The following is a 24,031-nucleotide window of genomic DNA, read 5'->3' on the forward strand; positions in this document are numbered from 1 at the left end:
CGGGAAGTACTCCCGGGTACGGCCGCCGCCGGTGGGGCTGGTGACAGCCGGGGCTCAGAGACCGAGTTCGACCTCGAACTCACCGGCTTCCAAGATGTCCTTGACCGCGGTCAGGTAGCGCGCGGCGTCGGCGCCGTCCACCAGGCGGTGGTCGTAGGACAGCGTCAGATACGTCATGTCGCGGACGCCGATGACCGTGCCCTCGGGCGTCTCGATGACGGCCGGACGCTTCACCGTGGCGCCGATGCCCAGGATCGCGACCTGGTTCGGCGGCACGATGATCGTGTCGAAGAGCGCACCGCGCGAGCCGGTGTTGCTGATCGTGAACGTCGCACCGGCCAGCTCGTCCGGCGTGATCTTGTTGCCGCGGACCTTGCCCGCGAGATCGGCGGTGGCCTTGGCGATGCCGGCCAGGTTGAGGTCGCCCGCCCCCTTGATGACCGGGGTCATCAGGCCCTTCTCGGAGTCGACGGCGATGCCGACGTTCTCCGAGTCGAAGTAGGTGACGGTGCCCTCGTCCTCGTTGATCCGGGCGTTGACGACCGGGTGGGCCTTCAGCGCCTGGGCCGCGGCCTTGACGAAGAACGGCATCGGGGAGAGCTTGACGCCCTCGCGGGCCGCGAACGCGTCCTTGGCCTGTGCGCGCAGCCGCATCAGCCGGGTGACGTCGACCTCGACGACCGAGGAGAGCTGTGCCTGGCCGTGGAGCGCCTTCATCATGTTGTCGCCGATGACCTTGCGCATACGGGTCATCTTGACCGTCTGGCCGCGCAGCGGGGACACCTCGAGAGCCGGGGCCTTCTTCCGGTCCGGTGCCGCTGCCGGTGCCTGAGCCGCCGGGGCGGGCGCGGCGGCGGCCTTCGCGGCCTCGGCGGCGGCGACGACGTCCTGCTTGCGGATGCGGCCGCCGACACCGGTGCCCTTGACCGTGGACAGGTCCACGCCGTTCTCGGTGGCCAGCTTGCGCACCAGCGGTGTGACATAGGCGCCGTCGTCCGCGGCCTGGGCGGCGGGGGCCGGAGCCTGGGCCGCGGCGGGCTCGGCCGGAGCCGGCGCGGGTGCCGCCGCGGGCCTGGCCGGCGCGGGTGCCGGTGCGGGCTTGGCCGGCGCGGGCGCCGGTGCCTGAGCCGCCGGGGTGGGCGCGGCGGCGGGCGCGGACTGCGCCGGAGCCTCCGGTGCCGGGGCCTGGGCGGCCGGGGCGGGTGCCGGTGCCGGTGCCGCTGGGGCGGGCGCGGCGGCGGGCTGGGCCGGTGCCTGGCCCGGCTCGGCGGGCGCGGCCGGAGCGGCGCCCGGGGCACCGATGACGGCGAGCTTCGCGCCGACCTCGGCGGTCTCGTCCTCGGCGACCACGATCTCCAGCAGCACACCCGAGGTCGGTGCGGGGATCTCGGTGTCGACCTTGTCGGTGGACACCTCCAGCAGCGGCTCGTCCTCGGCGACCTCCTCGCCGACCTCCTTCAGCCAGCGGGTGACGGTGCCCTCGGTGACCGACTCGCCCAGCGCGGGCAGGACCACGTCGGTGCCCTCCGCGCCGCTGCCGCCGGCGGGCTCGGCGGCCGGTGCGGGCTGCTGCGGCGCGGGCGCCTGGGCGGCGGGTTCGGCGGCGGGAGCCGCCTGCTGCGGTGCGGGCGCCTGGACCTGCTCGGCGGCCGGGGCGGGCGCGGCGGCGGGCGCCCCGGAGCCGTCGTCGATCACGGCCAGCTCGGCGCCGACCTCGATGGTCTCGTCCTCGGCGACCTTGATGGACGCCAGCACGCCGGAGGCCGGTGCGGGGATCTCGGTGTCGACCTTGTCGGTGGACACCTCCAGCAGCGGCTCGTCGGCCTCGACGCGTTCGCCCTCGGCCTTCAGCCAGCGGGTGACGGTGCCCTCGGTGACGCTCTCGCCGAGCGCCGGAAGGGTTACGGAAACCGGCATGGTTTCGGTTGCTCCTTACGAAAGTGCGGTAGTGGTCGTCGCGCCCGTGACCGAGATCAGTCGTGGGAGTGGAGGGGCTTGCCCGCGAGGGCCAGATGGGCCTCGCCGAGCGCCTCGGTCTGCGTCGGGTGCGCGTGGACGAGCTGCGCGACCTCGGCCGGCAGAGCCTCCCAGTTGTAGATCAGCTGGGCCTCGCCGACCTGCTCGCCCATACGGTCACCGACCATGTGGACGCCGACGACGGCACCGTCCTTGACCTGGACGAGCTTGATCTCGCCCGCGGTCTTGAGGATCTTGCTCTTGCCGTTGCCCGCCAGGTTGTACTTCAGAGCGACGACCTTGTCCGCGCCGTAGACCTCCTTGGCCTTGGCCTCGGACAGGCCCACGGAGGCGACCTCCGGGTGGCAGTAGGTCACCTTCGGCACACCGTCGTAGTCGATCGGCACGGTCTTCAGACCGGCCAGACGCTCCGCCACCAGGATGCCCTCGGCGAAGCCGACGTGAGCGAGCTGGAGGGTCGGGACCAGGTCGCCGACTGCGGAGACGGTCGGCACGTTCGTCCGCATGTACTCGTCGACCAGGACATAGCCGCGGTCCATCGCGACGCCCTGCTCCTCGTAGCCGAGGCCCTGGGAGACCGGGCCGCGGCCCACGGCGACCAGCAGCACCTCCGCCTCGAAGGTCTTGCCGTCGGCGAGGGTGACCCGCACACCGTCCTCGGTGTACTCGGCCTTCTCGAAGAAGGTGCCCAGGTTGAACGCGATGCCGCGCTTGCGGAAGGCGCGCTCGAGGAGCTTGGAGCTGTTCTCGTCCTCGGCCGGGACGAGGTGCTTCAGCGCCTCGACGATCGTGATGTCGGTGCCGAACGACTTCCAGGCCGAGGCGAACTCGACGCCGATGACGCCCCCGCCCAGGACGATCGCGGACTTCGGCACGCGGTCCAGGACCAGCGCGTGGTCGGAGGAGATGATCCGGTTGCCGTCGATGGTCAGACCGGGCAGCGACTTCGGCACGGAACCGGTGGCGAGCAGGACGTGGCGGCCCTCGACCCGGCGGCCGTCGACGTCGACGGACGTGGGGGAGGACAGCCGGCCCTCGCCCTCGATGTACGTGACCTTGCGGGAGGCGATCAGACCCTGCAGGCCCTTGTACAGCCCGGAGATCACCTCGTCCTTGTACTTGTGGACCGCCGGGACGTCGATGCCCTCGAAGGTGGCCTTGACGCCGAACTGCTCGCTGTCGCGCGCCGCGTCGGCGACCTCGCCGGCGTGCAGCAGGGCCTTGGTGGGAATGCATCCGCGGTGCAGGCAGGTGCCGCCGACCTTGTCCTTCTCGATCAGGGCGACGTCCAGGCCCAGCTGCGCTCCGCGCAGGGCCGCGGCGTAACCACCGCTGCCACCGCCGAGGATCACTAGGTCGAAAACGGTGCTGGCGTCGTTCGCCACGTCACGTCCTCCATGCATGTGCGCCGGGCGCCGGCGTCTCCCAGGGCGGGGGACGACCGGACGGCGGCTGGTGTTCGGCCGCTTGTCTTCGGCCCTGTGGTGGGGGCCCTGTCCTGCCGGGAACCCATCTTCGCACTTGTCGGCGGGAGACGGGACGCCGGGCCGGGATACGGGACGGCACCGCGACCGCCCCCGACGGTTACCCGTGCGTAGGAACCCGCGGATTCCGTCGTTGGCCAACGGAGGGCCGGCGCCCGCTATTCCCCCGCTCCCACTGTTCCCGGGTTCCCGCGCTCCCGCCGGGGCGGAGGCCCGGCCCGGCGCCGGGCTCCGGAGGGTCCCCCGGAGCCCGGCCCGCCGCGGTCAGCCCAGGTCGCCGTCGGCGGCGCGCTCGGCCAGCCTGACCAGGGTGCGGACCGCGGAGCCGGTGCCGCCCTTGGGCGTGTAGCCGAACGGCGCGCCCTCGTGGAAGGCGGGCCCCGCGATGTCCAGGTGGGCCCAGGTGATGCCCTCGCCGACGAACTCCTTCAGGAACAGGCCGGCGACCAGCCCGCCGCCCATCCGGTCGCCCATGTTCGCGAGGTCGGCGGTCGGTGAGTCCATGCCCTTGCGCAGGTCCCCGGGCAGCGGCATCGGCCAGGAGTCCTCACCCGCCTCCTCGGCGGTCTCGTGGAGCGCGGCGCGGAACGCGTCGTCGTTGGCCATGATCCCGAAGCGCCGGTGCCCCAGCGCCAGGACCATCGCGCCGGTCAGCGTCGCCACGTCCACGATCGCGTCCGGGCTCTCCTCCGACGCCTTGGCGATGGCGTCCGCCAGCACCAGGCGGCCCTCCGCGTCGGTGTTGAGCACCTCGACCGTCTTGCCGCTGTACATCCGCAGCACATCGCCGGGACGGGTGGCGGTGCCGGACGGCATGTTCTCGGCCAGGGCCAGCCAGCCGGTGAGGTTCACCCGCAGTCCGAGCCGGGCGGCGGCGACGACGGCGGCGAACACGGCGGCGGCACCGCTCATGTCGCACTTCATGGTCTCGTTGTGGCCGGCCGGCTTGAGCGAGATGCCGCCGGAGTCGTAGGTGATGCCCTTGCCGACGAGGGCGAGGGACTTCTCCGCCTCCGGATGCGTGTATGCCACCTTCACCAGGCGCGGGCCGCGGGCCGCTCCCTGGCCGACACCGAGGATGCCGCCGAAGCCGCCCTTGACGAGCGCCTTCTCGTCCCACACCTGCACCTTGAGGCCGTGCTCCTTGCCGGCGGCGGTGGCGACGGCGGCGAACGACTCGGGGTAGAGGTCGTTCGGCGGTGTGTTGACCAGGTCGCGCGCGCGGTTCATCTCCTCGGCCACCGCGACGGCCCGCCCGGCGGCCTCCTTGAAGGCCTTGTCGCGCGGCTTGGTGCCCAGCAGGGCCACCTCGGCCAGCGGCTTCTTGCCGTTGCCCGCGTCCTGGTAGGCGGTGAAGGAGTACGCGCCCAGCAGCGCCCCCTCCGCGACCGCCTGGGCGTCCCCGGCGTCCCCGACCGGCAGGGCGAACGCCGCCTTCTTCGAGCCGGCCAGCGCGCGGGCCGCGGAGCCGGCGGCGCGGCGCAGCGTCTCGGCCGGGTACGCGCCGTCCTCCTCCGGGGCGGCGCCGAGCCCGACCGCGATGACCAGGGGGGCCTTCAGGCCCGACGGCGCGGGGAGCTTGGTCACCTCGCCCTCGGCACCGGAGGCGCCGAGCGTCTCGAGGACCGCGGCGAGCTTCCCGTCGAACGCCGCGTCCACGGCCTCGGCGCCGACTGCGACGACGGGGCCCTTGGCCCCCTTGGCGCCCTTGGCGACGCCGACGACGACGGCGTCGGCGCGCAGCGTCGCCGCGCCGGCAGTGCTGAGAGTGAGAGCAGTCACGGTGGTGAAATCTCGCTTCCGTTGAGTTTCCTGGGCCGAAGAGGTGGGTCGGCCGCCCGGCGCATCGTAAGTCGGGCGGGTCGGCGCGCCGTCACGAGCCTACGCGCGCCCGCGATGTTCGCTCGGGTCGACGGGGATTCACTCGTCCGTGGTCACTCCGACCGGTTTTCCACCGCAACGCCGATTCCTGGTTCACACTCGGGCCGGAGACGCAAGGGAGCGACGGCTGCTTTGCACGATCTCCACATTTCGTCCACGGCGTCTTCGCGGAGGCGGAGCAGCAGTGGATTCAGCGGTGGATCCCGTAAGGGATCAACAGGGGTCGGCAGCTGCTCGGCAGCGGGTCGGCGGCTGATCAACAGCGGATCAACAGCGGATCAACAAGGGGTGGGGGAAACACCATGGCATCCGTGTTCGCCGGGAGATCCGGCGCAGGCACGATCCCGGGCGGATCGACGCAGTCGACGAAGGCGCCGGCCCGGCGCCGTACCCGCGGGGGAGCGGCCCGCCGGGGGGCCGGCCGACGGCGCGGGCTCGGCGCCGCGGTGGTCGCGCTCACCGCGTCGGCGCTGCTCGCGGCGGCGCTGCCCGGGGCCCCGGCCGCGGCCGCCGACCCGGTGCCGCGGATCGATCTGAAGGTCCTCGTCGTCGACGACGGCGGGTCGGCGGTCGCCGCCGTCACCTCCGAGCTGCGCGGCACCGGCGTCCCGTACCGCGTGCTGGACCTCGCGGACCCGGACCGGCCGAGGATCGACGCCGCGTTCCTGAGCGACACCGCGGCCGGCCGGCCGCGCGCCAAGTACCAGGGGGTGGTGCTGCCGAACGAGGCACCGTTCGGCACGGGCTCCGCGGGGGCCGCCGAGCAGGCCGCACTCGTCGCGTACGAGCAGCGGTTCGGCGTCCGCCAGGTCGACGCCTACACCTGGGCCCACCCGGGGGTGGGGCTCGACTACCCCAGCGAGGGCGGCTGGTCCGGCACGCTCGACGGCGCGGCCGCCGAGGTGACCGCCGCGGGCCGGTCCGGGCCGTTCGGCTACCTCGAAGGCGCCCTGACCTTCGAGGACAACGCGCCGTCCATCAGTGAGAGCTACGGCTATCTCGCCCGCCCCCGCGAGGGCTTCACCAGCTATGTCGACGCTCCCGTGCCGGGAGGTGAGGGCCGCGGCAGCCTCCTCGGGGAGTACGCCCACGACGGGCGCCGCGAGCTCGTCGTCACCTTCGCCTACAACCAGCACCAGCGGCAGTTCCGGCTGCTGGCGCGAGGTATCGTCGACTGGCTCACCCAGGGCGTCCACCTCGGCCAGAGCCGGAACTACTTCTCGGTCCACGTGGACGACGTCTTCGCGTCCGACGCCCGCTGGGACAGCGAGCGCAACTGCACCCCCGGCGACATCGACTGCGCCGGCGGTGCGGGCGGGCAGGTCCCGGACATCCGGATGACCGCCGCCGACGCGCAGTACGCCGCCCAGTGGCAGCGCACCAGCGGCCTCACCCTCGACATGGTCTACAACGCGGGCGCGGCCGAGGAGTGGAAGGCGGAGAACGGCGGCACGGACGCCCTCACCGCGCAACTGCTCGCCGACCGGGCCGAGTACCGCTGGGTCAACCACACCTGGAGCCACCCGTTCCTCGGCTGCGTCCAGGACGTCTCCGTCGTGCCCTGGCAGTGCTCCAAGGACGCGTCGGGCGCCACCCGCTGGATGAGCCGCGCCGAGATCTCCGCGCAGATCCGCGACAACCACGACTGGGCGGTGGAGGAGGGCCTCCCGGTCGACCGCAGCGAACTCGTCACCGGAGAGCACTCGGGGCTGAAGACGCTTCCGCAGCAGCCGGTGGACAACCCCAACCTGGCCCCCGCCCTCGCCGAGGGCGGCGTCAAGTGGATCGCGAGCGACAACTCCCGCGAGCCTCAGCAGCGGCCCGTGGGCGGCGCCGTCACCGTGCCCCGCCATCCGATGAACGTGTACTACAACGTGGGCACGGCGGCCGAGATGGCCGACGAGTACAACTGGATCTACACCTCGCGGGCCGACGGCGGAAGCGGTGTCTGCGAGACCGACCCGGCCTCCACCTGCCTGGACGAGCCCCTCGACGTGGCCACGGGATACGGGACGCACATCGTCCCGCAGGAGGCCGGGATCGCCTTCGGGCACATCGTCGCCAACGACCCGCGCCCGCACTACGTGCACCAGTCCAACCTGGCCGAGGAGCGGCTCCTCTACCCCGTCCTCGACCGGATCCTCGCCGACTACGAGGCGACGTTCGCCGACAACACGCCCCTCGTCACCCCGCGCCACCGCGACGCCGGCACGGAACTGGGCCGCCGCGCCGAGTGGCAGTCGGCCCTGGACGCAGACCAGGTCACGGCCTTCCGGATCGGCGCCACCGTCATCGTCCAGGCACCCGGCGGAGTCCTGGTCCCCGTCACCGCGCCCGAGGGCACCCGCAAGCAGCACCTGCTCGGCACAAGCGCCTTCGGCACCGCCTACGCGGGGCAGCGCTCGGCCTGGACCCAGCCGGAGCTGCTCCAGTCCGCCGTCACCCTGCGGCTGCCCTCCTGACCTGGCCGCCCGGCCACCCGATGCGTACCCCGGCCCCCGCGGCCGGGTACGCAGGGGCCGGGCGCCCGCGCTGTCCACGCGCGCTGTCCACCCGCCGCGCCCGCGCCACCACCCCGTGCCCCGGTACCGCGCGCCCACCCCCGTATGCCCAGGAGAACTCAAGCCGATGAGCCAGGGGCTCCATGTCACCATGCTCACCGAAGGCACCTACCCGCATGTCCACGGCGGCGTCAGCACCTGGTGCGACCAACTGGTCCGGGGCATGCCCGAGGTCCGTTTCACCGTCGTCTCCCTCACCGGCAGCGGCCGTGAACCCGTCACCTGGGAGCTGCCGCCGAACGTCCGCCGCCACACCCCCGTGCCCCTGTGGGGACCGCGGCCGGGCCGGCGGCACACTCCCCGCCGCGCTGCCGTCCGCCGCCGTTTCCTCCACACCTTCGAGCGGTTCCTGCTGTCGCTGCTCGACCCGGACGCGCACGCCGACTTCGGCCCCGCGCTCGACGGGCTGGCCGACGAGGCGCGCGCGGGCCGTCTCGCCGCCGCACTGCGGACCGAGACCGCGGTCCGCACCCTGATGCGCCTGTGGCGGCGGCCGGCACTGCCCACCGCCGCCGCCGAACCCACCGTCCACGACGCCCTGACCGCCGTCGACCTGCTGGAGCACGCGCTGCGCCCGCTGGCGGTGCGCATTCCCGAGGACAGCGTCGCGCACGCCGTCAGCAGCGGGCTGGCCACCCTGCCCGCGCTCGCCGCACAGCGGTCGGACGGGGTGCCGTTCCTCCTCACCGAGCACGGCATCTATCTGCGCGAGCGCTATCTCGGCTACCGCACCGAGGCGCAGCGCTGGCCGGTCAAGGCACTGATGCTCGGCTTCTACCGGGAGCTGAACACCCTCGGCTACGAACGCGCCGACCTGATCACCCCGTGCAACCGCTACAACCGCCGCTGGGAGGAGCGCGGCGGCGCCCTCCCGGACAAGATCCGCACGGTCTACAACGGCGTCGACCCGCTGGCCTTCCCGCACGCCGGGGCCGAACCGTCCGAGCCCACCCTCAGCTGGGCCGGCCGGATCGACCCGATCAAGGACCTGGTGACACTGATCCGGGCCTTCGCCCTGGCCCGCGCCGAGCTTCCGGCGCTGCGGCTGAGACTGTTCGGCGGCGCGCCGGCCGGGTGCGAGGAGTACGCCACCGGGCTGGAGAAGCTCGCCGCCGAACTGGGCGTCGCCGACGGGGTGTCCTGGGAGGGCCGGATCAGCGACGTGGCACGCGCCTACGCCGCCGGCCATGTGGTGATGCTCTCCAGCATCAGCGAGGGCTTCCCCTTCTCGATCATCGAGGCGATGTCCTGCGGGCGCACCACGGTGTCCACCGACGTGGGCGGGGTGCGCGAGGCCGTCGGCGACACCGGTCTGGTGGTCCCGCCGCGAGAGCCCGAGGCGCTGGCCGCCGCGGCCCTGGAACTGCTCCGCGACGACGTGCGCCGCGCCGAACTGGGCCGCCGCGCCCGGCAGCGGGTCGTCGACCTCTTCACCCTGCGGCGTTCGGTGGACGCCTTCCTGCAGATCTACCGGGAACTCGCCGGGACGCCGGGCACGGTGTACGACCCGCCCGCCGTCGAGACGGTCGCCGACTGGACGCGCGAACTGAGGGATCCCTGGTACCAGGAGCACACGGCCTGGGGGCACCACTGGTCCGAACCCGCCGGACCCGCCGGACCCACCCCGACGTGTGAGCCCTATGGGCCCTGTGAACCCGGTGAGCCCGGCGGAGCCGGCGGACCGGCGGTCCACGGGGGTGTCAGATGAGCGGCTCGCCGCGGCTGGCGGACCCGGGCACGGACGCACGGGACGACGGCCTGACGACGGCGCCGGAGGGGGGCCCGTCCCCCAGCCTGGCGGGGGCCGACCCGGTAGGTGAACTGGCCGGTCGGCTTGACGACTTCGTGGCAGCGGCCGTCCACCCCGACGAGGTGGCGGCGCTGCTGGAGTCCGACGGGCTGACGGACGAGCAGATACGCCGGCGCTACGGACACGACGACTCGTTCGCCCTGGCGGAGGACCTGTACGCCCGCGTCGAGCGGCGCTTCCCGCGCGCCGGCGACCCGCCGCCCGGCCCGGGGAGCCCGGCGCTCCTCGGCTGCCTGCTGCGGGGCCTGCTGTTCACCCTCCCCGGGCTGGGCCACGTCCTGGCGGCGCCCCTCCTCGAGGGCGGAGCCGCCGCCCACGCCCCGCTGCTGGCGGCCGCGTTGGCCGGCTGGGCCTGGAACCAGGCCCTCGCCCACCGCGCGTACACCTGGCTGGGACTCGGCGACCGCGCCGCGGCGGCCCGGGCCCTGCTGAGGGGCGCGCCGGTGGGGGTGGCCCTCGGCACGGCCGCCGCAGCGGCCGTCGCGCCCGCCGCCTCCGCCGCCTCCGATCGGGGCCCGGCGCTGCTGTTCGCCGCGGGCCAGTCGCTCTACCTGGCCGCGGCGACGGTGCTGCTGGTCCTCGGCCGGGAGCGGGTCCTGCTGCCGGTCCTGCTGCCGCTGGTGGGCGGGGCGCTGCACACGGCGCTGCACCCCATGCCCGGCTGGGCGTACCTCGTGCTCCCCCTGGCCTCCGTCACCGCGGCCGCGGTCCTCGCGGTGGGCGCGGCCGCCGGGATGCTCCGGTCGGCGGACCCCGGCGGCCGGACCCGGCACAGGCACCGGGGCGCGGCGCCGAGCGGCCTCGGCGGTTCCGTCCCGTACGGGCTGTTCGGGCTCGGCTCCGGGATCCTGGTACTCCATGTGGCCCTGGAGGCACCGCCGTTCGCGGTCGCCCTCACCCTCGGCATGGGACCGGCGGAGTGGCTGCTCCACCGGTTCCGGGCGGACAGCCTCGCCGGGCTGCGGGCCTGCACCTCCCCGCGCGCCTTCCGGATCTCGGTCGCCGCGGCGCTGCTGCGTTCCCTCGCCGGGTACCTGGGCATCCTGCCGGCGCTGATGGCCGCGGCCCTGCTGCTGTGGCCCGGCGGCGGGGCCGGCCGCCCCGACGCGGCCGCGACGGCCGGCGCGCTGCTGCTCGGTGCGGCGCTGTGGACCGGTCTGCTGCTCCAGGCGTTCGGGGCGGTGCGGAGCCCGGCCGCGGTGTGCTGCCTCGCCGCGCTCGTCCCGCTCCTCCTGCCCGGTTCGGGGCCGCTGCTCGCTCCGGCGGCCGCGTCCTCAAGTCTCGTCCTGCTGGTCTGTGCTCAGCTGGGCCGGATCACCGCACATCGCTGAGGGAGCCGCGGACATGAGCCTGTCGCCCCGGACACGGAGCCTGCTGCTGCCGCTGGTGGCCCTGGTGCTGCTGGCCGGCTGCACCTGGGCCCCCGACGACTCCGCGCCCCCGCGCACCACCCGCTGGCGGCCGGGACCGGGGACCCCGTGGCAGTGGCAGCTCGGCGGCCGTCTGGACACGACCGTGGACGTCCCGGTGTACGACATCGACGGTTTCGAGCACCCGAGGTCCACGGTCGCCGACCTCCAGCGGCGCGGCCGCAAGGTGATCTGCTACCTGTCCACCGGCGCCTGGGAGGAGTTCCGCCCCGACGCGGACGAGTTCCCCGGGGAGCTGCTGGGCAAGGGCAACGGCTGGGAGGGGGAGCGCTGGCTCGACATCCGCCGCACGGACGTCCTGGAGCCGCTGATGGCCAGGCGCTTCGACATGTGCAGGGACAAGGGCTTCGACGCCGTCGAGCCCGACAACATGGACGGCTACGCCAACGACACCGGTTTCCCCCTCACCGCGGGCGACCAGCTCCGCTACAACCGGCTGATCGCCCGAATGGCCCATGAGCGGGGGCTCGCCGTCGGGCTGAAGAACGACCTCGACCAGATCCCGGCCCTCGTCGGCGACTTCGACTTCGCGGTCAACGAGCAGTGCGCCCAGTACGCGGAGTGCCAGGCGCTGACACCGTTCGTCGAGGCCGGCAAGGCCGTCTTCCACGTCGAGTACGAGCTGCCGACAAGCCGCTTCTGCCCCCGGTCGCGGCGGCTCGGGCTGAGCTCGATGCGCAAGCGCCCCGAGCTGGACGCCTGGCGCAGGCCCTGCTGAGGCGGAGGGACCGCGGACCCCCGGCGCGCCGCACGGACGGGCAGCGGCTCCTACCCGAACCCGACGGCGAGCGCGATCAGCGCCGCCGTCGCGGCCGTCTCCGCGATCCCTCCGAACACATCGCCCGTGACCCCGCCGAAACGGCGTACGCAGTGCCGCAGCAGTAGTTCGGCGGCGAGTACCCCGGCGAGCACGGCCAGCGCGAGCCGCAGCGCCCCGTACCCGCCGAACAGCGCCCCCCAGGCGGCGAAGACGGCCGTGACCAGCAGTGCGACGGCCAGGGCCTGCCGCGCCGGCACGGTGGCTGCGACCATGGCGCCCAGCCCCTCGGGCCGTGCGGCCGGAACGCCGGGGCGGGCGGCGAGGGTGAGCGCGAGCCGGGCGGCGGCACCGGCGGCCGCAGCCGCCGTCGCCCCGTACTCCGCGCCGCGACCGTAGAGTCCGTAGAGCGCCGCGACCTGGGCCAGCAGGACGAACACCAGGGTGGTGACCCCGAACGGGCCGATGTCCGACCGCTTCATGATCCGCAGGGCGTCCTCGGCCGGTCTGCCGCTGCCGAGCCCGTCGGCGGTGTCGGCGAGGCCGTCCAGGTGCAGACCGCGGGTCAGGACCGCGGGAACGGCGGCGGAGGCGACAGCGGCGAGCAGCGGACCGGCGCCCAGCAGCAGGAGCAGTCCGCCGGCCGCCCCCGCGCAGAGACCGACGGCGAGCCCGGCGACCGGGGCCCAGCGCATCCCCGCGCGCGCGGTGTCGCGGTCCCAGCGGGTCACGCGCACGGGCAGGACGGTGAGGGTGCCGAAGGCGAAGCGTATGCCCGCGAGACCGGGTTGGTGGTGGGAGCTCACCGCGCGCAGCGTAGCCGGTACGCCGCGGCGGTACATTGCGCATGACGGACGAAACGGGAGCGGGTGGCATGGGTCACTGGTTTTACCGCAACATCCTGGAGCCCGGAAAGCTCCCGCTGCTCCTCGCGCTGGCCTCGTTCGTCCTGACCTTTGTGATCACCCGGATCGTCACCCGGATGATCCGGGCGGGCAGGGGCCCGTTCGGCGACGTCAAGGCCGGCGGACTCCACATCCACCATGTGGTGCCCGGGGTCGTCCTCACCGTGATCGGCGGCTTCGGCTCGGTCGCCAGCAGCGAGCACACCGGCCCCGGAACCATGGTGTTCGCCGTGGTCTTCGGGGTGGGCGCGGGGCTCGTCCTGGACGAGTTCGCGCTGATCCTCCACCTGGACGACGTCTACTGGACCGAGGAAGGCCGCAAGAGCGTCGAGGTCGTCGTCCTCACCGCCGCCCTGCTGCTGCTCGCCCTCGGCGGCTTCGCGCCCCTCGGCGTGAACGACCTGTCCGAGGAGGAGCGCGCCGACCGCAGGGCCCTTCTGCTGACCCTCGCGGTCAACTTCATGTTCGTCCTGATCTCCCTCTTCAAGGGCAAGCCGCGTATGGCGATCATCGGCACGCTGGTGCCGTTCGTCGCGGTCGTCGGTGCGCTGCGACTGGCCAGGCCCACCTCGCCGTGGGCCAGGCGCCTCTACCGGCACCGACCGCGGTACCGGGCCAGGGCGATGCTGCGGGCCTTCCGCCACGACAGGCGCTGGAGCGGGCCGCGCCGCAAGATCGAGGACCTGATCGGCGGAGCCCCGGACCGGCTGCCGGCGGCGGCCGGCCCCTCAGGGCAGGGCCGGGACCGCGGAACGCGCTGAGAGCGGTCCGCCGCATCGAGGGCTATCGAGCGCATCGAGCCGGGCGCCGCGAGCGCCGCGAGGTCCGCGGCGGGCCGGGCGGCATCCGCTTGGGCCGGTTCCCTTCGCCGGCCGCCGTCAGCGGATGCCGCCTTCGGCGGCCTTCTGGTCGCGGTTCCCGCCACCGGCCGGGCTCGCGTCACCGGTGCCGCTCGGGGTGTCCTGCCCGGCGCCGCTCAGGACGTCGTGCTCCGTGTCGTGTTCGCCGTCGTACCCCGCGTCGTACCCCGCGTCATACCCCGCGTCATACCCCGCAGCGTTCCCGCCGTCGGCCGGGCGCTCGGGCAGCCCGGCGGCGAGCGCGGCGGCCGCCCGGACCAGAGGGAGGGCGAGAAGGGCGCCGGTGCCCTCCCCGGCGGTGACCCCGTGGTCGAGCAGCGGTTCCAGGGCCATCCGGTCGAGCGCCTTCGCCTGGGCCGGCTCCCCGCTGAGCTGACCCGCCAGCCACCAGTCCGGTGCCCGGAACGCCGCCCGCTGGGCGACGAGGCCGCATGCCGCCGACACCACTCCGTCCAGGATCACCGGCATCCGCCGTACCGCGGCCTGCAGCAGGAACCCGGTCGTCGCGGCCAGATCAGCGCCGCCCACGGCCGTCAGCAGCGCGAGCTGGTCACCCAGCACGGGCCGGGCCCGGCGAAGCGCGTCGCGGATCGCCGCGCACTTGCGCATCCACGCCAGATCGTCGATGCCCGCGCCGCCGCGGCCGGTCACGACGGACGCGTCCGTACCGCAGAGCGCGGCCACGAGCGTGGCGGCGGCGGTCGTCCCGCCCACGCTGAGGTCGCCGAGCACGACCAGATCGGTGCCGGCGCCGGCCTCCTCGTCGGCGACCGCCATGCCGAGGCGTACGGCCTGCTCGGTCTCCTCCCGGGTGAGCGCGTCCTCGACGTCGATCCGCCCGCTCCCGCGCCGCACCCGGTGCCGGACGACGTCCCGCGGCAGCAGGCCCGGGTCGCAGTCCAGGCCGGCGTCCACGATCCGCACCGGCACGCCCGTCCGCCGGGCCAGTACCGCGACCGGGCTCGCCCCGTCCAGCACGGACCGTACGAGCCGGTGGGCCGTCCCCGCGGCCCGGCCGGACACCCCCAGCCGCGCCACCCCGTGGTCCCCGGCGAACAGCACCACCCGGGGCCGCTCGACGGCCCGTACCGGCACGGCACCCTGCGCCGCCGCGAGCCACTCACCCAGCTCGTCGAGCCGGCCCAGAGCGCCCGGCGGCACGGCCAGCCGCTGCCGGCGTTCCTCGGCGTCGCGCCGCACACCGCTGTCAGGGCGCTGGATCAGATCGGAGAAGTCGTCGAGATTCAGCGAGCTCATTCGCCGAACAGTACCGGCACGCGCCCGGTTTCCGGTGCCCGGGCCGGTCGCCCCCGGGCCGGTCGCTGCCCGGGGCGGAGAACCGCCGGGGCAGGCGATGCCGCCGTCACCGCAGCGGCATCGCCTGCCCCGCGACCATCAGCACCACATGCTCGCACTCGGTGGCGAACGCGGCGTTCAGACGGCCCAGCTCGTCGCGGAAACGGCGCCCCGAGGCGGTCGCGGGGACGATGCCCGAACCGACCTCGTTGGTCACGGCGACGACCGTGCGGCGCGTGCCGCGCAGGGCCGCGACGAGGGCGTCCGTGCGCAGGCGCAGAGCCGTGCGGCCGGCAGTCCGCCAGCGCTCGTCGTCCCAGGCGCCCACCCGGTCCATCGCGTCCGTCAGCCACAGCGCCAGGCAGTCGATGAGCAGCGGCGGCCCGCTCCCGGCCAGCAGCGGGACGAGGTCGCAGGTCTCCAGGGTCCGCCAGCTCCCCGGCCGGCGCTCGCGGTGGGCCGTGACCCGTTCCGCCCATTCGGCGTCGTCGCCCCGCGTCCCGCTCGTCGCCACGTACACGACGTCGGGGAACGCCTCCAGCCGCCGCTCGGCCTCCAGGGACTTCCCGGACCGCGCACCGCCGGTGACGAGGGTGCGCCGGGGCACATCCGGTACGTCCTGGTACTCGCCCACATACAGCGTCGTGCCGTCCGGCACGGTCCGGGCGCCCGAAGCCCCGAGCCGCCGGTCCAGCTCGGGGCCGGGCAGAGCGTCGTGGTCGATGTGGACGGCGATCACGTCGGTGGTGGCACCGACCGCGCCCCTCGCCCGCAGCTTCGCCAGGCCGTCAGGCCGCCCCAGTACATCGGCCACCACCATGTCGTAGGGGAGGGGGTCGCCGTCCGTGGCACCGGCCGGCGCCCCGCCCGGCGGCAGGTACAGCAGCCGCTCCCCGTCCAGCGAGGCCACCTCGTAGCCGGTGCCCGGCGCATCCAGGGCCACCGCCCGCACCCGGTGACCGCTGATCAGTGTCAGCTCCTGGCCGTCGGGCACCCGGCCGGCCGCGGGCAGCCCCGCCGGAAGCTCCACCGCGGGCCCGTTGTGCGGGTGCGACAGCAGCACCTGCCGGACGCCCACGAGTGAACGGCCCGCACGGGCGGCCGCGAGTGCGGCGCCGGGCGTCAGATCGAGCAGCAGCGCGCCGTCGACGAGCAGGGCGGTCGCGGCGCGCGCCCGGTCGCCGCGGGCGGTGGCGCAGACGGCGCAGGGGCAGTCGGGGCGGGGGAGCCCGGTGGGGGCTCCGGTGCCGAGCAGAGTCAGTTCCACGGTCAAGATCTTCCCGCGTCCTCGCGCCGGGCGCGCGCCCGGCTACGCTGCGGGCAGCAAGGTGATCGGCAGGAACGATCGGCAGGGACGACCGGCACCGCGGTCGCGCGGTGGGACCAGGAGGCGCACATGGCATGGACGTGGCGGTTCGAGAAGTCCGACGGGACGGAGGTCCAGCCGGCCGTCGAGCCGGAGGAGTTCAGCACTCAGGGGGATGCCGAGTCCTGGATCGGTGAGGTATGGCGCGAGCTCCGGGAGGGCGGCGCCGACCAGGTCTTCCTCTACGAGGACGGCGGCCGCGTCTACGGCCCGATGAGCCTGCACGCCGACGGCTGACCCGCCGGGACCGGACCGCGGCAGCGGCCCGCCGCCCGCGCCGGGTGAGCCGCGGGCCGCTGCCGCACCGGGGGTGGCGTCGGAGAGGCTGTGCCCGTCGCCCCGTCGCCCCGTCGCCCCGTCGCTCGGTTGTTCGCCGCCGCCCTGCTGTTGCGGTGTCGCCCGTGCCTGGCGGTCCGGTGGGGGCGCCCTGCCGCGGACGGGCCGGCGCGGGTCACTCCGGCCCGGACGGGCCGGTGCCCGCTGCTCCGGTCGCGGGGCCCACTGACACGCGGGTACGCGTCGCAGTCCTCAACGGGCCGAAGACAGGAACTGCGTCGCTGCCAGTTCCCCGTACAGCGGGTCCTCCGCCACCAGCCGGGTATGGCTGCCCACGGCACGAACCCGCCCGGCGTCCAGCACCACGATCCGGTCGGCCAGCGTCACGGTGGAGAGCCGGTGGGCGACCACCAGCACCGTCACCTCGCGGGCGATCTCGGCGACGACGTCCCGGAGCGCCAGTTCGTTGACCGCGTCGAGCTGCGATGTCGCCTCGTCGAGGAGTAGCAGCCGGGGCCGGCGCAGCAGCGCCCGGGCGATCGCCACCCGCTGGCGCTCACCGCCCGACAGTTTGGAGCCGCGGTGCCCGACCACCGTCTCCAGACCGTCCGGCAGCCGGTCCACGACACCGTCCAGCCTCGCCCGCACGAGCACCTCCCGGATCTCGTCCTCCGTCGCGCCGGGCGCTGCGAAGACCAGGTTCTCCCTCAGCGTCCCTGCCAGCACCGGTGCGTCCTGCTCCACATAGCCGATGGCGGCGCGCAGCTCTGCCAGCGGCCAGTCCCGTACGTCCCGCCCGTCGAGCAGCACCCGGCCGCCGGTCGCCTCGTAGAACCGCTCGACGAGGCCGAAGACCGTCGTCTTGCCCGCCCCCGAGGGGCCGACGAAGGCCGTCATCCCCGCGCCCGGGACCTCGAAGCTGACGCCGCGGTGGACATAGGGCAGATCGTCCCGGTACCGGAAGGAGACGTCCTCGAACCGCACGGCCGCGGGCCGGGCGGACGGGGCCTCGCCGGGTGCGTGCGGCGGTGCGGGGCGGGGCGGACGCAGTTCCTCCGTCTCCAGTCGCTCCGCCTCCACGATGCGGGCGACCGCCGCCGAACCCACCTGGTACTGGGACGCCGCCTCGACCAGCTCCGTCACCGGCTGGATCAGGTAGAACAGGTAGAGCAGGAACGCCATCAGCGTGGAGACGGATATCGCGCCGGAGGCGACCCGCGCCCCGCCTATGCCCAGTACCGCGAGGAACGACACCTGCACGGCGAGCCCCACCGACGAGCCGGCGACCGACTGCCACTTGGCTGTCCGCACGCCATACCGCCAGGCCCGCCGCGCCGCCGCCTCCACGACTGCGGTCTCACGCTCCTCGGCGCCCGACGCCTTGACCGTACGGAACGCGCCGAACACCCGCTCCAGCACGGTGGAGATCTCCCCGACCGCCTCCTGCGCCCGCCGGGTGGCCTGTGCGATCCTCGGCATCGCCAGCGCGACGGCGCTGCCGATCAGCACGATCACCCCCACGGTGACGCCGAGCAGAACGGCGTCCATGACCGCCATCATCACGAGCGTCGCGACGAAGGAGAGGGACCCGGTGAACGCCGAGACGATCGACTGTGTGGTCACCGCGCGCAGCAGAGTGGTGTCCGAGGTCACCCTGGACATGAGGTCGCCCGGCTGGGTCCGCTCCACCTCCGGCAGCCGCAGTCTCAGCAGCCGGCCGATGAGGGTACGGCGGGCGGCCAGCACGACCGACTCGGCGGTGCGCTCCAGCACATAGGCACCGACGGCGTTGATCGCCGTGCCGAGGACTACCAGCGCGGTGAGTACCAGCAGGATCGTGTTGATGGACTCGCCCGCGCCGAGCCGGTCCACCAGGGCCTTCGCGGCCAGTGGTTGGAGCAGACCGCTCGCGGCCCCGAGGAGGGCGAGGAGGGCTCCGAACGCGACGGTCCAGCGGTGGGGCCGGAAATGGCGGTAGAGCGCCCGAAAGGTCTCGCGGGCAGGCAGCCGGGGGCTGTCCGCCGTGGGCACGTCAAATGAGTTGGTGGTCACAAGGAGACGGACGCATCAGCGGCGCCGTCACCTGAGCCGGCGTCACGTCGATTCGATTCGAGGCGATTCGAGGTGATCCGCGGCGAGGTGATCCGCGGCGAGGCGATCCGCGGCGAGGCGATTCGAGCCGAGGTATCCCCCCGACGTGGGAACTGCGGCGGAGGCCCGCCGTGCGGCTGTCGCGACACGCCCTACTGGCCGCGCACCCCGCACAGGTGCAGCAGTGCCGCCACCGAGCGGTACGGATCCGTCCGGCCCGCGCGGTCCTCGGCCGCCAGCAGCCGGGCGAGTTCCTCCCCGGACGGCGGCTGCACGTCGTCCGCTGCGCCGTCCGTGAAGACCCGGACCCCGTACCAGGTGTGCAGGGGAGCGGCGATCCCGGCCAGGGTCGCCGTCACCGAAGCGAGCCGGTCCCCGCGCACCCGGAGGCCGAGGCGGTCGGTGTAAGCGTCCCTGTCGAAGGCGGTCAGTGCCGTGTCCCAGTCGCCGGCCAGCCCCGGCCGTAACGCCAGCGCGTCCGCGTTCCGCACCAGCAGGGACAGCAGACCGCCGGGCGCCAGCATCCGGGCCAGGCCCGCCAGCATGGCGTCGCGGTCCTCGACATACATCAGCGCACCGTGGCACAGCACCACGTCGAACGAACCGGGCAGGAAATGCACGCCCGTCTCACGGCCGTCGCCCTCGACCGCCCTGAAGCGCTCCCGGATGCCCTCGGGCTCGTGCGCCAGGGCTTCACGGGCGGCCTTCAGCAGGTCGGGGTCGGACTCCAGGCCGGTGACCTTGTGCCCGGCGCGGGCCAGTCGCAGGGCCTGGGCGCCCCGCCCCATGCCGACGTCGAGGACGCGCAGCCGCCGCCCGACGGGGAACCGGGCGGCCAGTTGCTCGTCGAGCTGCCGGGCCACCAGCTCCTGCCGGACCGTGTCGCGCAGTCCGCCCAGCCCCTTGGCCCAGGCGGCGGCTCCGTTCGTGTCGCCGGAACCGGAGACGTCGCCTCTGCCGCAGACGCCGGGCTGCCGGGGTTCTCCGGACGCCCCGGGTCCGCCGAGCCTCTCCGGTAGCCCGGATCCCCCGGATGGCGCCGGCCCCTTGGACGGCCCGCACTGCCCGCACTGCCCGGATCTCCCGGACTGCCCGGATCCCTCGGACTGCCTGAGGCCCTCGGACCTCTCCGGCAACCGCTCCGGAGCCCTCTCCGGAGCGGTCTCCGAGCGTTCACACCGCTCGGACGGCCTGGCTGGCCTGGACAGCCCGGATTGCGAGGAGACGCTTGCGCTCAGGGCCGCTCTCCGCGCTTCACCTGGGGCTTGGGCAGCCGCAGCCGGCGCATCTGGAGCGTGCGCATGAGGCCGTATGCCACCGCACCGCGCTTCGGCTCGTTCGGGAATCGCTCGTTCAGCTGTTTCTTGAGCCGGATCCAGAGGCCGATCGAGTCGACCACGATCATCACGATCACACCGAGCCACAGCAGCATCGCGATGTTCTGCAGCTGAGGCACGCGGACCATGGAGAGCACCAGGATCACCACGGCCATGGGCAGGAAGAACTCGGCGACACAGAAGCGCGAGTCCACGAAGTCGCGGACGAAGCGGCGCACCGGCCCCTTGTCGCGGACCGGTAGATAGCGCTCGTCGCCACCACCGGCCAGCGCTTCGCGCTGCTTGGCCAGGTCGGCCCGGCGCGCCTCGCGCTGGCGGCGCATGGCCGCCTTGCGGTCGAGGGGGGCCGACTGCGCCCGGCGGCGCTGCGTCTGGGCCTCGCTGCGCTTGGGGGTCGGGCGGCCCTTGGGGGCCTCGGGGTCGCGGGGCTGCTTGGAGAGGTCCGCCGTCACCTTGCCGGTGGGGGCCTTCTCTTCCTTGGAACGGCTACGGAACACAAAGCCCAAGGGTACGGGGTGGCGGGCGGCAGCCCCAGCCTCCTGGGGAACGATCCGGCAACGGCGTTCGTCTCCACGGGCAGAAGCAGAAGCAGAAGCAGAAGCAGAAGCAGCGTGCAGGTGACGGCGCCTCCGCGGCCCCTGACCGCGATCTACTCCCTCCGCGGGAGCGGGGCGGCCCGCGGGTCGTCCTCGGGGATGAGCGCATTGGCGCCCGAACAGTGCGGTAATGGATGCAGGGCCCGTACTGTGGGTTCTGGAGAAGCTGGAGCTGAGTTCCGTCAGAAGGGGGCGCGCGAAGCCCATGAGCGGTGTCATGAAGCGTATGGGGATGATCTTCCGCGCGAAGGCAAACAAGGCCCTCGACCGGGCCGAGGATCCGCGCGAGACCCTCGATTACTCGTACCAGAAGCAGCTGGAGCTGCTGCAGAAGGTCCGCCGTGGCGTCGCCGACGTGGCGACCTCCCGAAAGCGCCTGGAACTGCAGCTCAACCAGCTCCAGGGCCAGTCCTCCAAGCTGGAGGACCAGGGCCGCAAAGCGCTGGCGCTCGGCCGCGAGGACCTGGCCCGCGAGGCGCTGTCCCGGCGTGCCGCGCTGCAGCAGCAGGTCACCGATCTGGAGACCCAGCACGAGACCCTCCAGGGCGAGGAGGAGAAGCTCACCCTCGCCGCCCAGCGGCTGCAGGCCAAGGTGGACGCCTTCCGCACCAAGAAGGAGACGATCAAGGCCACCTACACCGCGGCCCAGGCGCAGACCCGTATCGGGGAGGCGTTCTCCGGGATCTCCGAGGAGATGGGCGATGTGGGCCTGGCGATCCAGCGCGCCGAGGACAAGACCGCCCAGCTGCAGGCCAGGGCGGGGGCCATCGACGAGCTTCTGGCGTCCGGTGCGCTGGACGACCCGACGGGGACGGCGAAGGACGACATCGCGGCGGAGCTGGACCGCATCTCCGGAGGCACGGACGTGGAGCTGGAGCTGCAGCGGATGAAGGCCGAGCTGGCCGGGGGCACCTCCCAGCAGGCCATCGGCTCCGAGGGCGGCGGCACACAGCAGCAGGCCATCGAGGGCGGCGACGCCTCGACGCAGGAACAGGCCCAGGGCAGTACCCGGCACAAGTTCGACAAACAGTAGGGACGGCGCGACATGATCGTACGGATCATGGGGGAGGGGCAGTGGACCTTGGAGGACAGCCACTTCGACGAGCTGAACAAGCTCGACGACGAGCTGCTCGCCGAGATGGAGACGGGTGACGCGGAAGGCTTCCGGCGCACCCTGCGCGCCCTGCTCGACGAGGTGCGCAGCTGCGGGGCGCCGCTGGCGGACGATGCCCTGGAGCCCTCCGAGCTGATCCTGCCCTCCCCGGACGCGACGCTCGACGAGGTCCGCGCCATGCTCAGCGACGGCGGCCTCATCCCGGGCTGAGCCCCGCACCGGCGGCGCGCCGCACTTCCGCCGTGGTCCGTGCCCGGGTGGCGCCGCGGGTGGATCGCGGCATGGGCGGTCTGGGCGCTGCTGCCGGTGGGTAGGCCCGGGCCGGGTCGGGCCGATCCGGGCCCGGCCGGTTCAGGTGGCGGTGCGCTTCGCCCCGGCTCCCGTGCCTCAGCCGTGGCGCGGGTCACGGCCCGGCAGGTCCTCGCCGCGGCCCGCGCGGGCCCGCAGGCCGCCGCCACGCACGCACAGGCTCGCAGGGGCCGTGACGCGGGCCCTGCGGACGGCATGGGCCCGCAGGCTGCGCCGCGCCCCGCTGCCCGTCCCGGCCGAACCCGTACCGTTGCCTGACGTGATCGCACCTCTGGCCGGGTTCCGCCGGCTCGCGCCGACACGCTCCTGGCCGAGCGCGCACCCGACGGCGTTCGACGCCGGCCTCGCGTCCGCGGTGCTCCTCTGCATGGTCGCCGCGTCGTTCGCCGATGCCCACGGGCCCCACGGGCCGACTTTCGGCACCCGCACACCCGAGGTCCGCAGCCTGCTGCTGATGGTGACGGCCGCCGGGGCCCTGGTGTTCCGGCGCGCGTGCCCCGTGCCCGTGGTCGCGGTCACCGGTGCCCTGTCCGTCGCCGAACTCGTCGCCGGCGACCCACCCGCGCCCGTCGCCATGTCCGTGGTGGTCGCCCTCTACACGGTGGCGTCCCGCACCGACCGTCCGACGACCTGGCGGGTGGGTCTGCCGGCCATGACCGTGCTGACCGGGGCGGCCGTGCTGTTCAGCTCCGCGCCCTGGTACAGCCAGGAGAACCTGGGCCTCTTCGCCTGGACCGGCATGGCGTCCGCCGCCGGCGACGCCGTACGCAGCAGGCGTGCCTTCGTCGACGCCATGCGGGAGCGGGCCGAGCGGGCCGAGCGAACGCGGGAGGAGGAGGCCCGCCGGCGGGTGGCCGAAGAGCGGCTGCGGATCGCCCGGGACCTCCACGATGTCGTGGCCCATCACATCGCCCTGGTCAACGTGCAGGCAGGAGTGGCGGCACACGTCATGGACAGGCGCCCCGACCAGGCCAAGGAAGCCCTTTCCCAGGTGCGGGAGGCGAGCCGTTCGGCGCTGAACGAGCTGCGGGCCACCGTCGGTCTGCTCCGGCAGTCCGGGGACCCGGCGGCGCCCACCGAGCCCGCGCCGGGGCTCGCCGTCCTCGAGCCGCTGCTGGACGGCTTCCGGCGGTCCGGTCTGCCGGTCGAGCTGACCCGTACCGAGCGGTGCACCGCGCTTCCCGCCGCCGTCGACCTCGCCGCGTACCGGATCGTGCAGGAGGCGCTCACCAATGTGCGCAAGCACGCCGGGGCCGCGGCGAAGGCCGAGGTGAGCGTCGTGCGGGTGGGTGGCACCCTGGAAGTCACCGTTCTCGACGACGGGCGCCCCTGCGGCCCCGCGCCTGAGGGCGCGGCCGGTGGACCGGGGGCCGGCATCGGCAGCGGCGGGCACGGACTGGTCGGCATGCGCGAGCGGGCCGCGGCACTCGGCGGCACCCTGACAGTGGGACCCCGCTGCGGGGGCGGCTTCCGGGTGCGGGCGATACTGCCGTTCGAAGCGGCTGCGGAGGGGGACGTGGACGGATGACCATCAGGGTGCTGCTCGCCGAGGAGGAGTGAACCCTTGCACATGTGGCTCTGAGCTGTGGTTTTCGCCAGTCCGGCCGGTCCGGTGGGCAGTCGTCCCGCTCCGCTCTCGTGCGTAAGGGTTGGTCCTACGACCGGGAGCACGGGAGCGCACCGTTCTGTGACATCGCGCCGATCACCGTCACCGCGACCGACTCGCTGCTGCCAGACCCGCGAAGCACCTTCCCGTCCACCGCCACCGTCTCCAGACCGAGCCCACGCACCCGCAGCAGCACCTCCAGACCCGCGGGACGCACCAGCGTCAAGGCCCGTCGCAGCGTGTCCGCACTCCGCGTACGCACCAGCCGGAAGGGGGCCCAGCGGACGCAGCCTCAGCCGCAGCAACTCCACCGGCCCGGCGGCCGCTGCCCACTGCGCCATCGCCCGGTACGAGCCGAACCCGGCCGCCGTCGCG

At 74.0% G+C, this 24,031-nt stretch carries 19 protein-coding genes; 9 read left to right on the top strand and 10 right to left on the bottom strand.

The genetic code is table 11. The annotated features are described in order from the left end of the window. Nucleotides 1–54: 54 nt before the first annotated feature. The 3 genes from sucB to SCWH03_RS05815 all read right to left on the bottom strand — a co-directional run bounded on the left by sucB (nt 55) and on the right by SCWH03_RS05815 (nt 5,243). Nucleotides 55–1,917: a 2-oxoglutarate dehydrogenase, E2 component, dihydrolipoamide succinyltransferase gene (sucB, locus tag SCWH03_RS05805; RefSeq protein WP_173262891.1), complete on the bottom strand. Its 1,863-nt coding sequence runs from the start codon at nt 1,915–1,917 to the stop codon at nt 55–57. A 56-nt stretch (nt 1,918–1,973) separates the two neighbouring features. Then, a complete protein-coding gene (gene lpdA, locus SCWH03_RS05810; RefSeq protein ID WP_173262894.1) occupies nt 1,974–3,362 on the bottom strand; it encodes a dihydrolipoyl dehydrogenase in 1,389 nt (462 codons plus the stop codon). A gap of 363 nt (nt 3,363–3,725) precedes the next feature. Continuing rightward, a complete protein-coding gene (locus tag SCWH03_RS05815) occupies nt 3,726–5,243 on the bottom strand; it encodes a leucyl aminopeptidase (protein ID WP_173262897.1) in 1,518 nt (505 codons plus the stop codon). A 401-nt stretch (nt 5,244–5,644) separates the two neighbouring features. On the opposite strand from SCWH03_RS05815, the gene SCWH03_RS05820 reads away from it, so the two are divergent. The 4 genes from SCWH03_RS05820 to SCWH03_RS05835 all read left to right on the top strand — a co-directional run bounded on the left by SCWH03_RS05820 (nt 5,645) and on the right by SCWH03_RS05835 (nt 11,861). Next, the gene (locus SCWH03_RS05820; protein ID WP_254076586.1) at nt 5,645–7,804 is read left to right on the top strand and encodes a hypothetical protein; all 2,160 of its coding nucleotides are present in this window, start codon (nt 5,645–5,647) and stop codon (nt 7,802–7,804) included. A gap of 166 nt (nt 7,805–7,970) precedes the next feature. Beyond that, nucleotides 7,971–9,611: a GT4 family glycosyltransferase PelF gene (pelF, locus tag SCWH03_RS05825; RefSeq protein WP_173262900.1), complete on the top strand. Its 1,641-nt coding sequence runs from the start codon at nt 7,971–7,973 to the stop codon at nt 9,609–9,611. Beyond that, on the top strand, nt 9,608–11,044 hold the full coding sequence (locus tag SCWH03_RS05830; protein ID WP_173262903.1) for a hypothetical protein: 1,437 nt from the start codon (nt 9,608–9,610) through the stop codon (nt 11,042–11,044). The genes pelF and SCWH03_RS05830 overlap by 4 nt, the downstream gene beginning before the upstream one ends. A 13-nt stretch (nt 11,045–11,057) precedes the next feature. Then, on the top strand, nt 11,058–11,861 hold the full coding sequence (locus SCWH03_RS05835; protein WP_173262905.1) for an endo alpha-1,4 polygalactosaminidase: 804 nt from the start codon (nt 11,058–11,060) through the stop codon (nt 11,859–11,861). 50 nt (nt 11,862–11,911) lie between these two features. Here the strand turns inward: SCWH03_RS05835 and SCWH03_RS05840 are convergent, their stop codons facing one another. Next, complete coding sequence (locus SCWH03_RS05840; protein WP_173262907.1) at nt 11,912–12,706, bottom strand: adenosylcobinamide-GDP ribazoletransferase; 795 nt, start codon at nt 12,704–12,706, stop codon at nt 11,912–11,914. A 68-nt stretch (nt 12,707–12,774) separates the two neighbouring features. Here SCWH03_RS05840 and SCWH03_RS05845 point away from each other — a divergent pair, with 68 nt between their 5' ends. Next, entirely contained in the window at nt 12,775–13,566 is a 792-nt protein-coding gene (locus tag SCWH03_RS05845) for a hypothetical protein (RefSeq protein WP_173262910.1), read from the top strand. A 117-nt stretch (nt 13,567–13,683) separates the two neighbouring features. Here the strand turns inward: SCWH03_RS05845 and cobT are convergent, their stop codons facing one another. Continuing rightward, entirely contained in the window at nt 13,684–14,922 is a 1,239-nt protein-coding gene (cobT, locus tag SCWH03_RS05850) for a nicotinate-nucleotide--dimethylbenzimidazole phosphoribosyltransferase (RefSeq protein WP_254076587.1), read from the bottom strand. Between the two features lie 106 nt (nt 14,923–15,028). After that, on the bottom strand, nt 15,029–16,228 hold the full coding sequence (locus tag SCWH03_RS05855) for a bifunctional adenosylcobinamide kinase/adenosylcobinamide-phosphate guanylyltransferase (RefSeq protein ID WP_173262913.1): 1,200 nt from the start codon (nt 16,226–16,228) through the stop codon (nt 15,029–15,031). A 129-nt stretch (nt 16,229–16,357) separates the two neighbouring features. Between SCWH03_RS05855 and SCWH03_RS05860 the strand changes: the two genes are divergently transcribed. Next, nucleotides 16,358–16,564 (top strand): hypothetical protein, encoded by a 207-nt coding sequence (locus SCWH03_RS05860; protein ID WP_173262916.1) that lies wholly within the window; start codon nt 16,358–16,360, stop codon nt 16,562–16,564. Nucleotides 16,565–16,855: 291 nt separating this feature from the next. On the opposite strand, the gene SCWH03_RS05865 is transcribed toward SCWH03_RS05860, so the two are convergent. From SCWH03_RS05865 to SCWH03_RS05875, 3 genes are all read right to left on the bottom strand, one after another. Then, nucleotides 16,856–18,655, bottom strand: coding sequence for an ABC transporter ATP-binding protein (locus SCWH03_RS05865; RefSeq protein WP_173262920.1), 1,800 nt, complete (start codon nt 18,653–18,655; stop codon nt 16,856–16,858). Nucleotides 18,656–18,846: 191 nt separating this feature from the next. Continuing rightward, a complete protein-coding gene (locus tag SCWH03_RS05870; protein WP_173262923.1) occupies nt 18,847–19,557 on the bottom strand; it encodes a class I SAM-dependent methyltransferase in 711 nt (236 codons plus the stop codon). Nucleotides 19,558–19,928: 371 nt separating this feature from the next. Continuing rightward, the gene (locus tag SCWH03_RS05875; RefSeq protein WP_173262926.1) at nt 19,929–20,528 is read right to left on the bottom strand and encodes a DUF3043 domain-containing protein; all 600 of its coding nucleotides are present in this window, start codon (nt 20,526–20,528) and stop codon (nt 19,929–19,931) included. A gap of 316 nt (nt 20,529–20,844) precedes the next feature. On the opposite strand from SCWH03_RS05875, the gene SCWH03_RS05880 reads away from it, so the two are divergent. The 3 genes from SCWH03_RS05880 to SCWH03_RS05890 all read left to right on the top strand — a co-directional run bounded on the left by SCWH03_RS05880 (nt 20,845) and on the right by SCWH03_RS05890 (nt 23,578). Next, a complete protein-coding gene (locus tag SCWH03_RS05880) occupies nt 20,845–21,660 on the top strand; it encodes a PspA/IM30 family protein (RefSeq protein ID WP_173263354.1) in 816 nt (271 codons plus the stop codon). 12 nt (nt 21,661–21,672) lie between these two features. Then, nucleotides 21,673–21,951 carry a PspA-associated protein PspAA gene (pspAA, locus tag SCWH03_RS05885; protein ID WP_173262929.1) on the top strand — a complete coding sequence of 93 codons (279 nt, stop codon included), beginning with the start codon at nt 21,673–21,675 and terminating at the stop codon, nt 21,949–21,951. Nucleotides 21,952–22,309: 358 nt separating this feature from the next. Further along, entirely contained in the window at nt 22,310–23,578 is a 1,269-nt protein-coding gene (locus tag SCWH03_RS05890) for a sensor histidine kinase (RefSeq protein ID WP_254076588.1), read from the top strand. Between the two features lie 127 nt (nt 23,579–23,705). On the opposite strand, the gene SCWH03_RS05895 is transcribed toward SCWH03_RS05890, so the two are convergent. Continuing rightward, nucleotides 23,706–23,882: a hypothetical protein gene (locus tag SCWH03_RS05895; protein ID WP_173262932.1), complete on the bottom strand. Its 177-nt coding sequence runs from the start codon at nt 23,880–23,882 to the stop codon at nt 23,706–23,708. Between the last annotated feature and the right edge of the window lie 149 nt (nt 23,883–24,031).

Source organism: Streptomyces pacificus, assembly GCF_011766325.1.
Classification (GTDB): Bacteria; Actinomycetota; Actinomycetes; order Streptomycetales; family Streptomycetaceae; genus Streptomyces; species Streptomyces pacificus.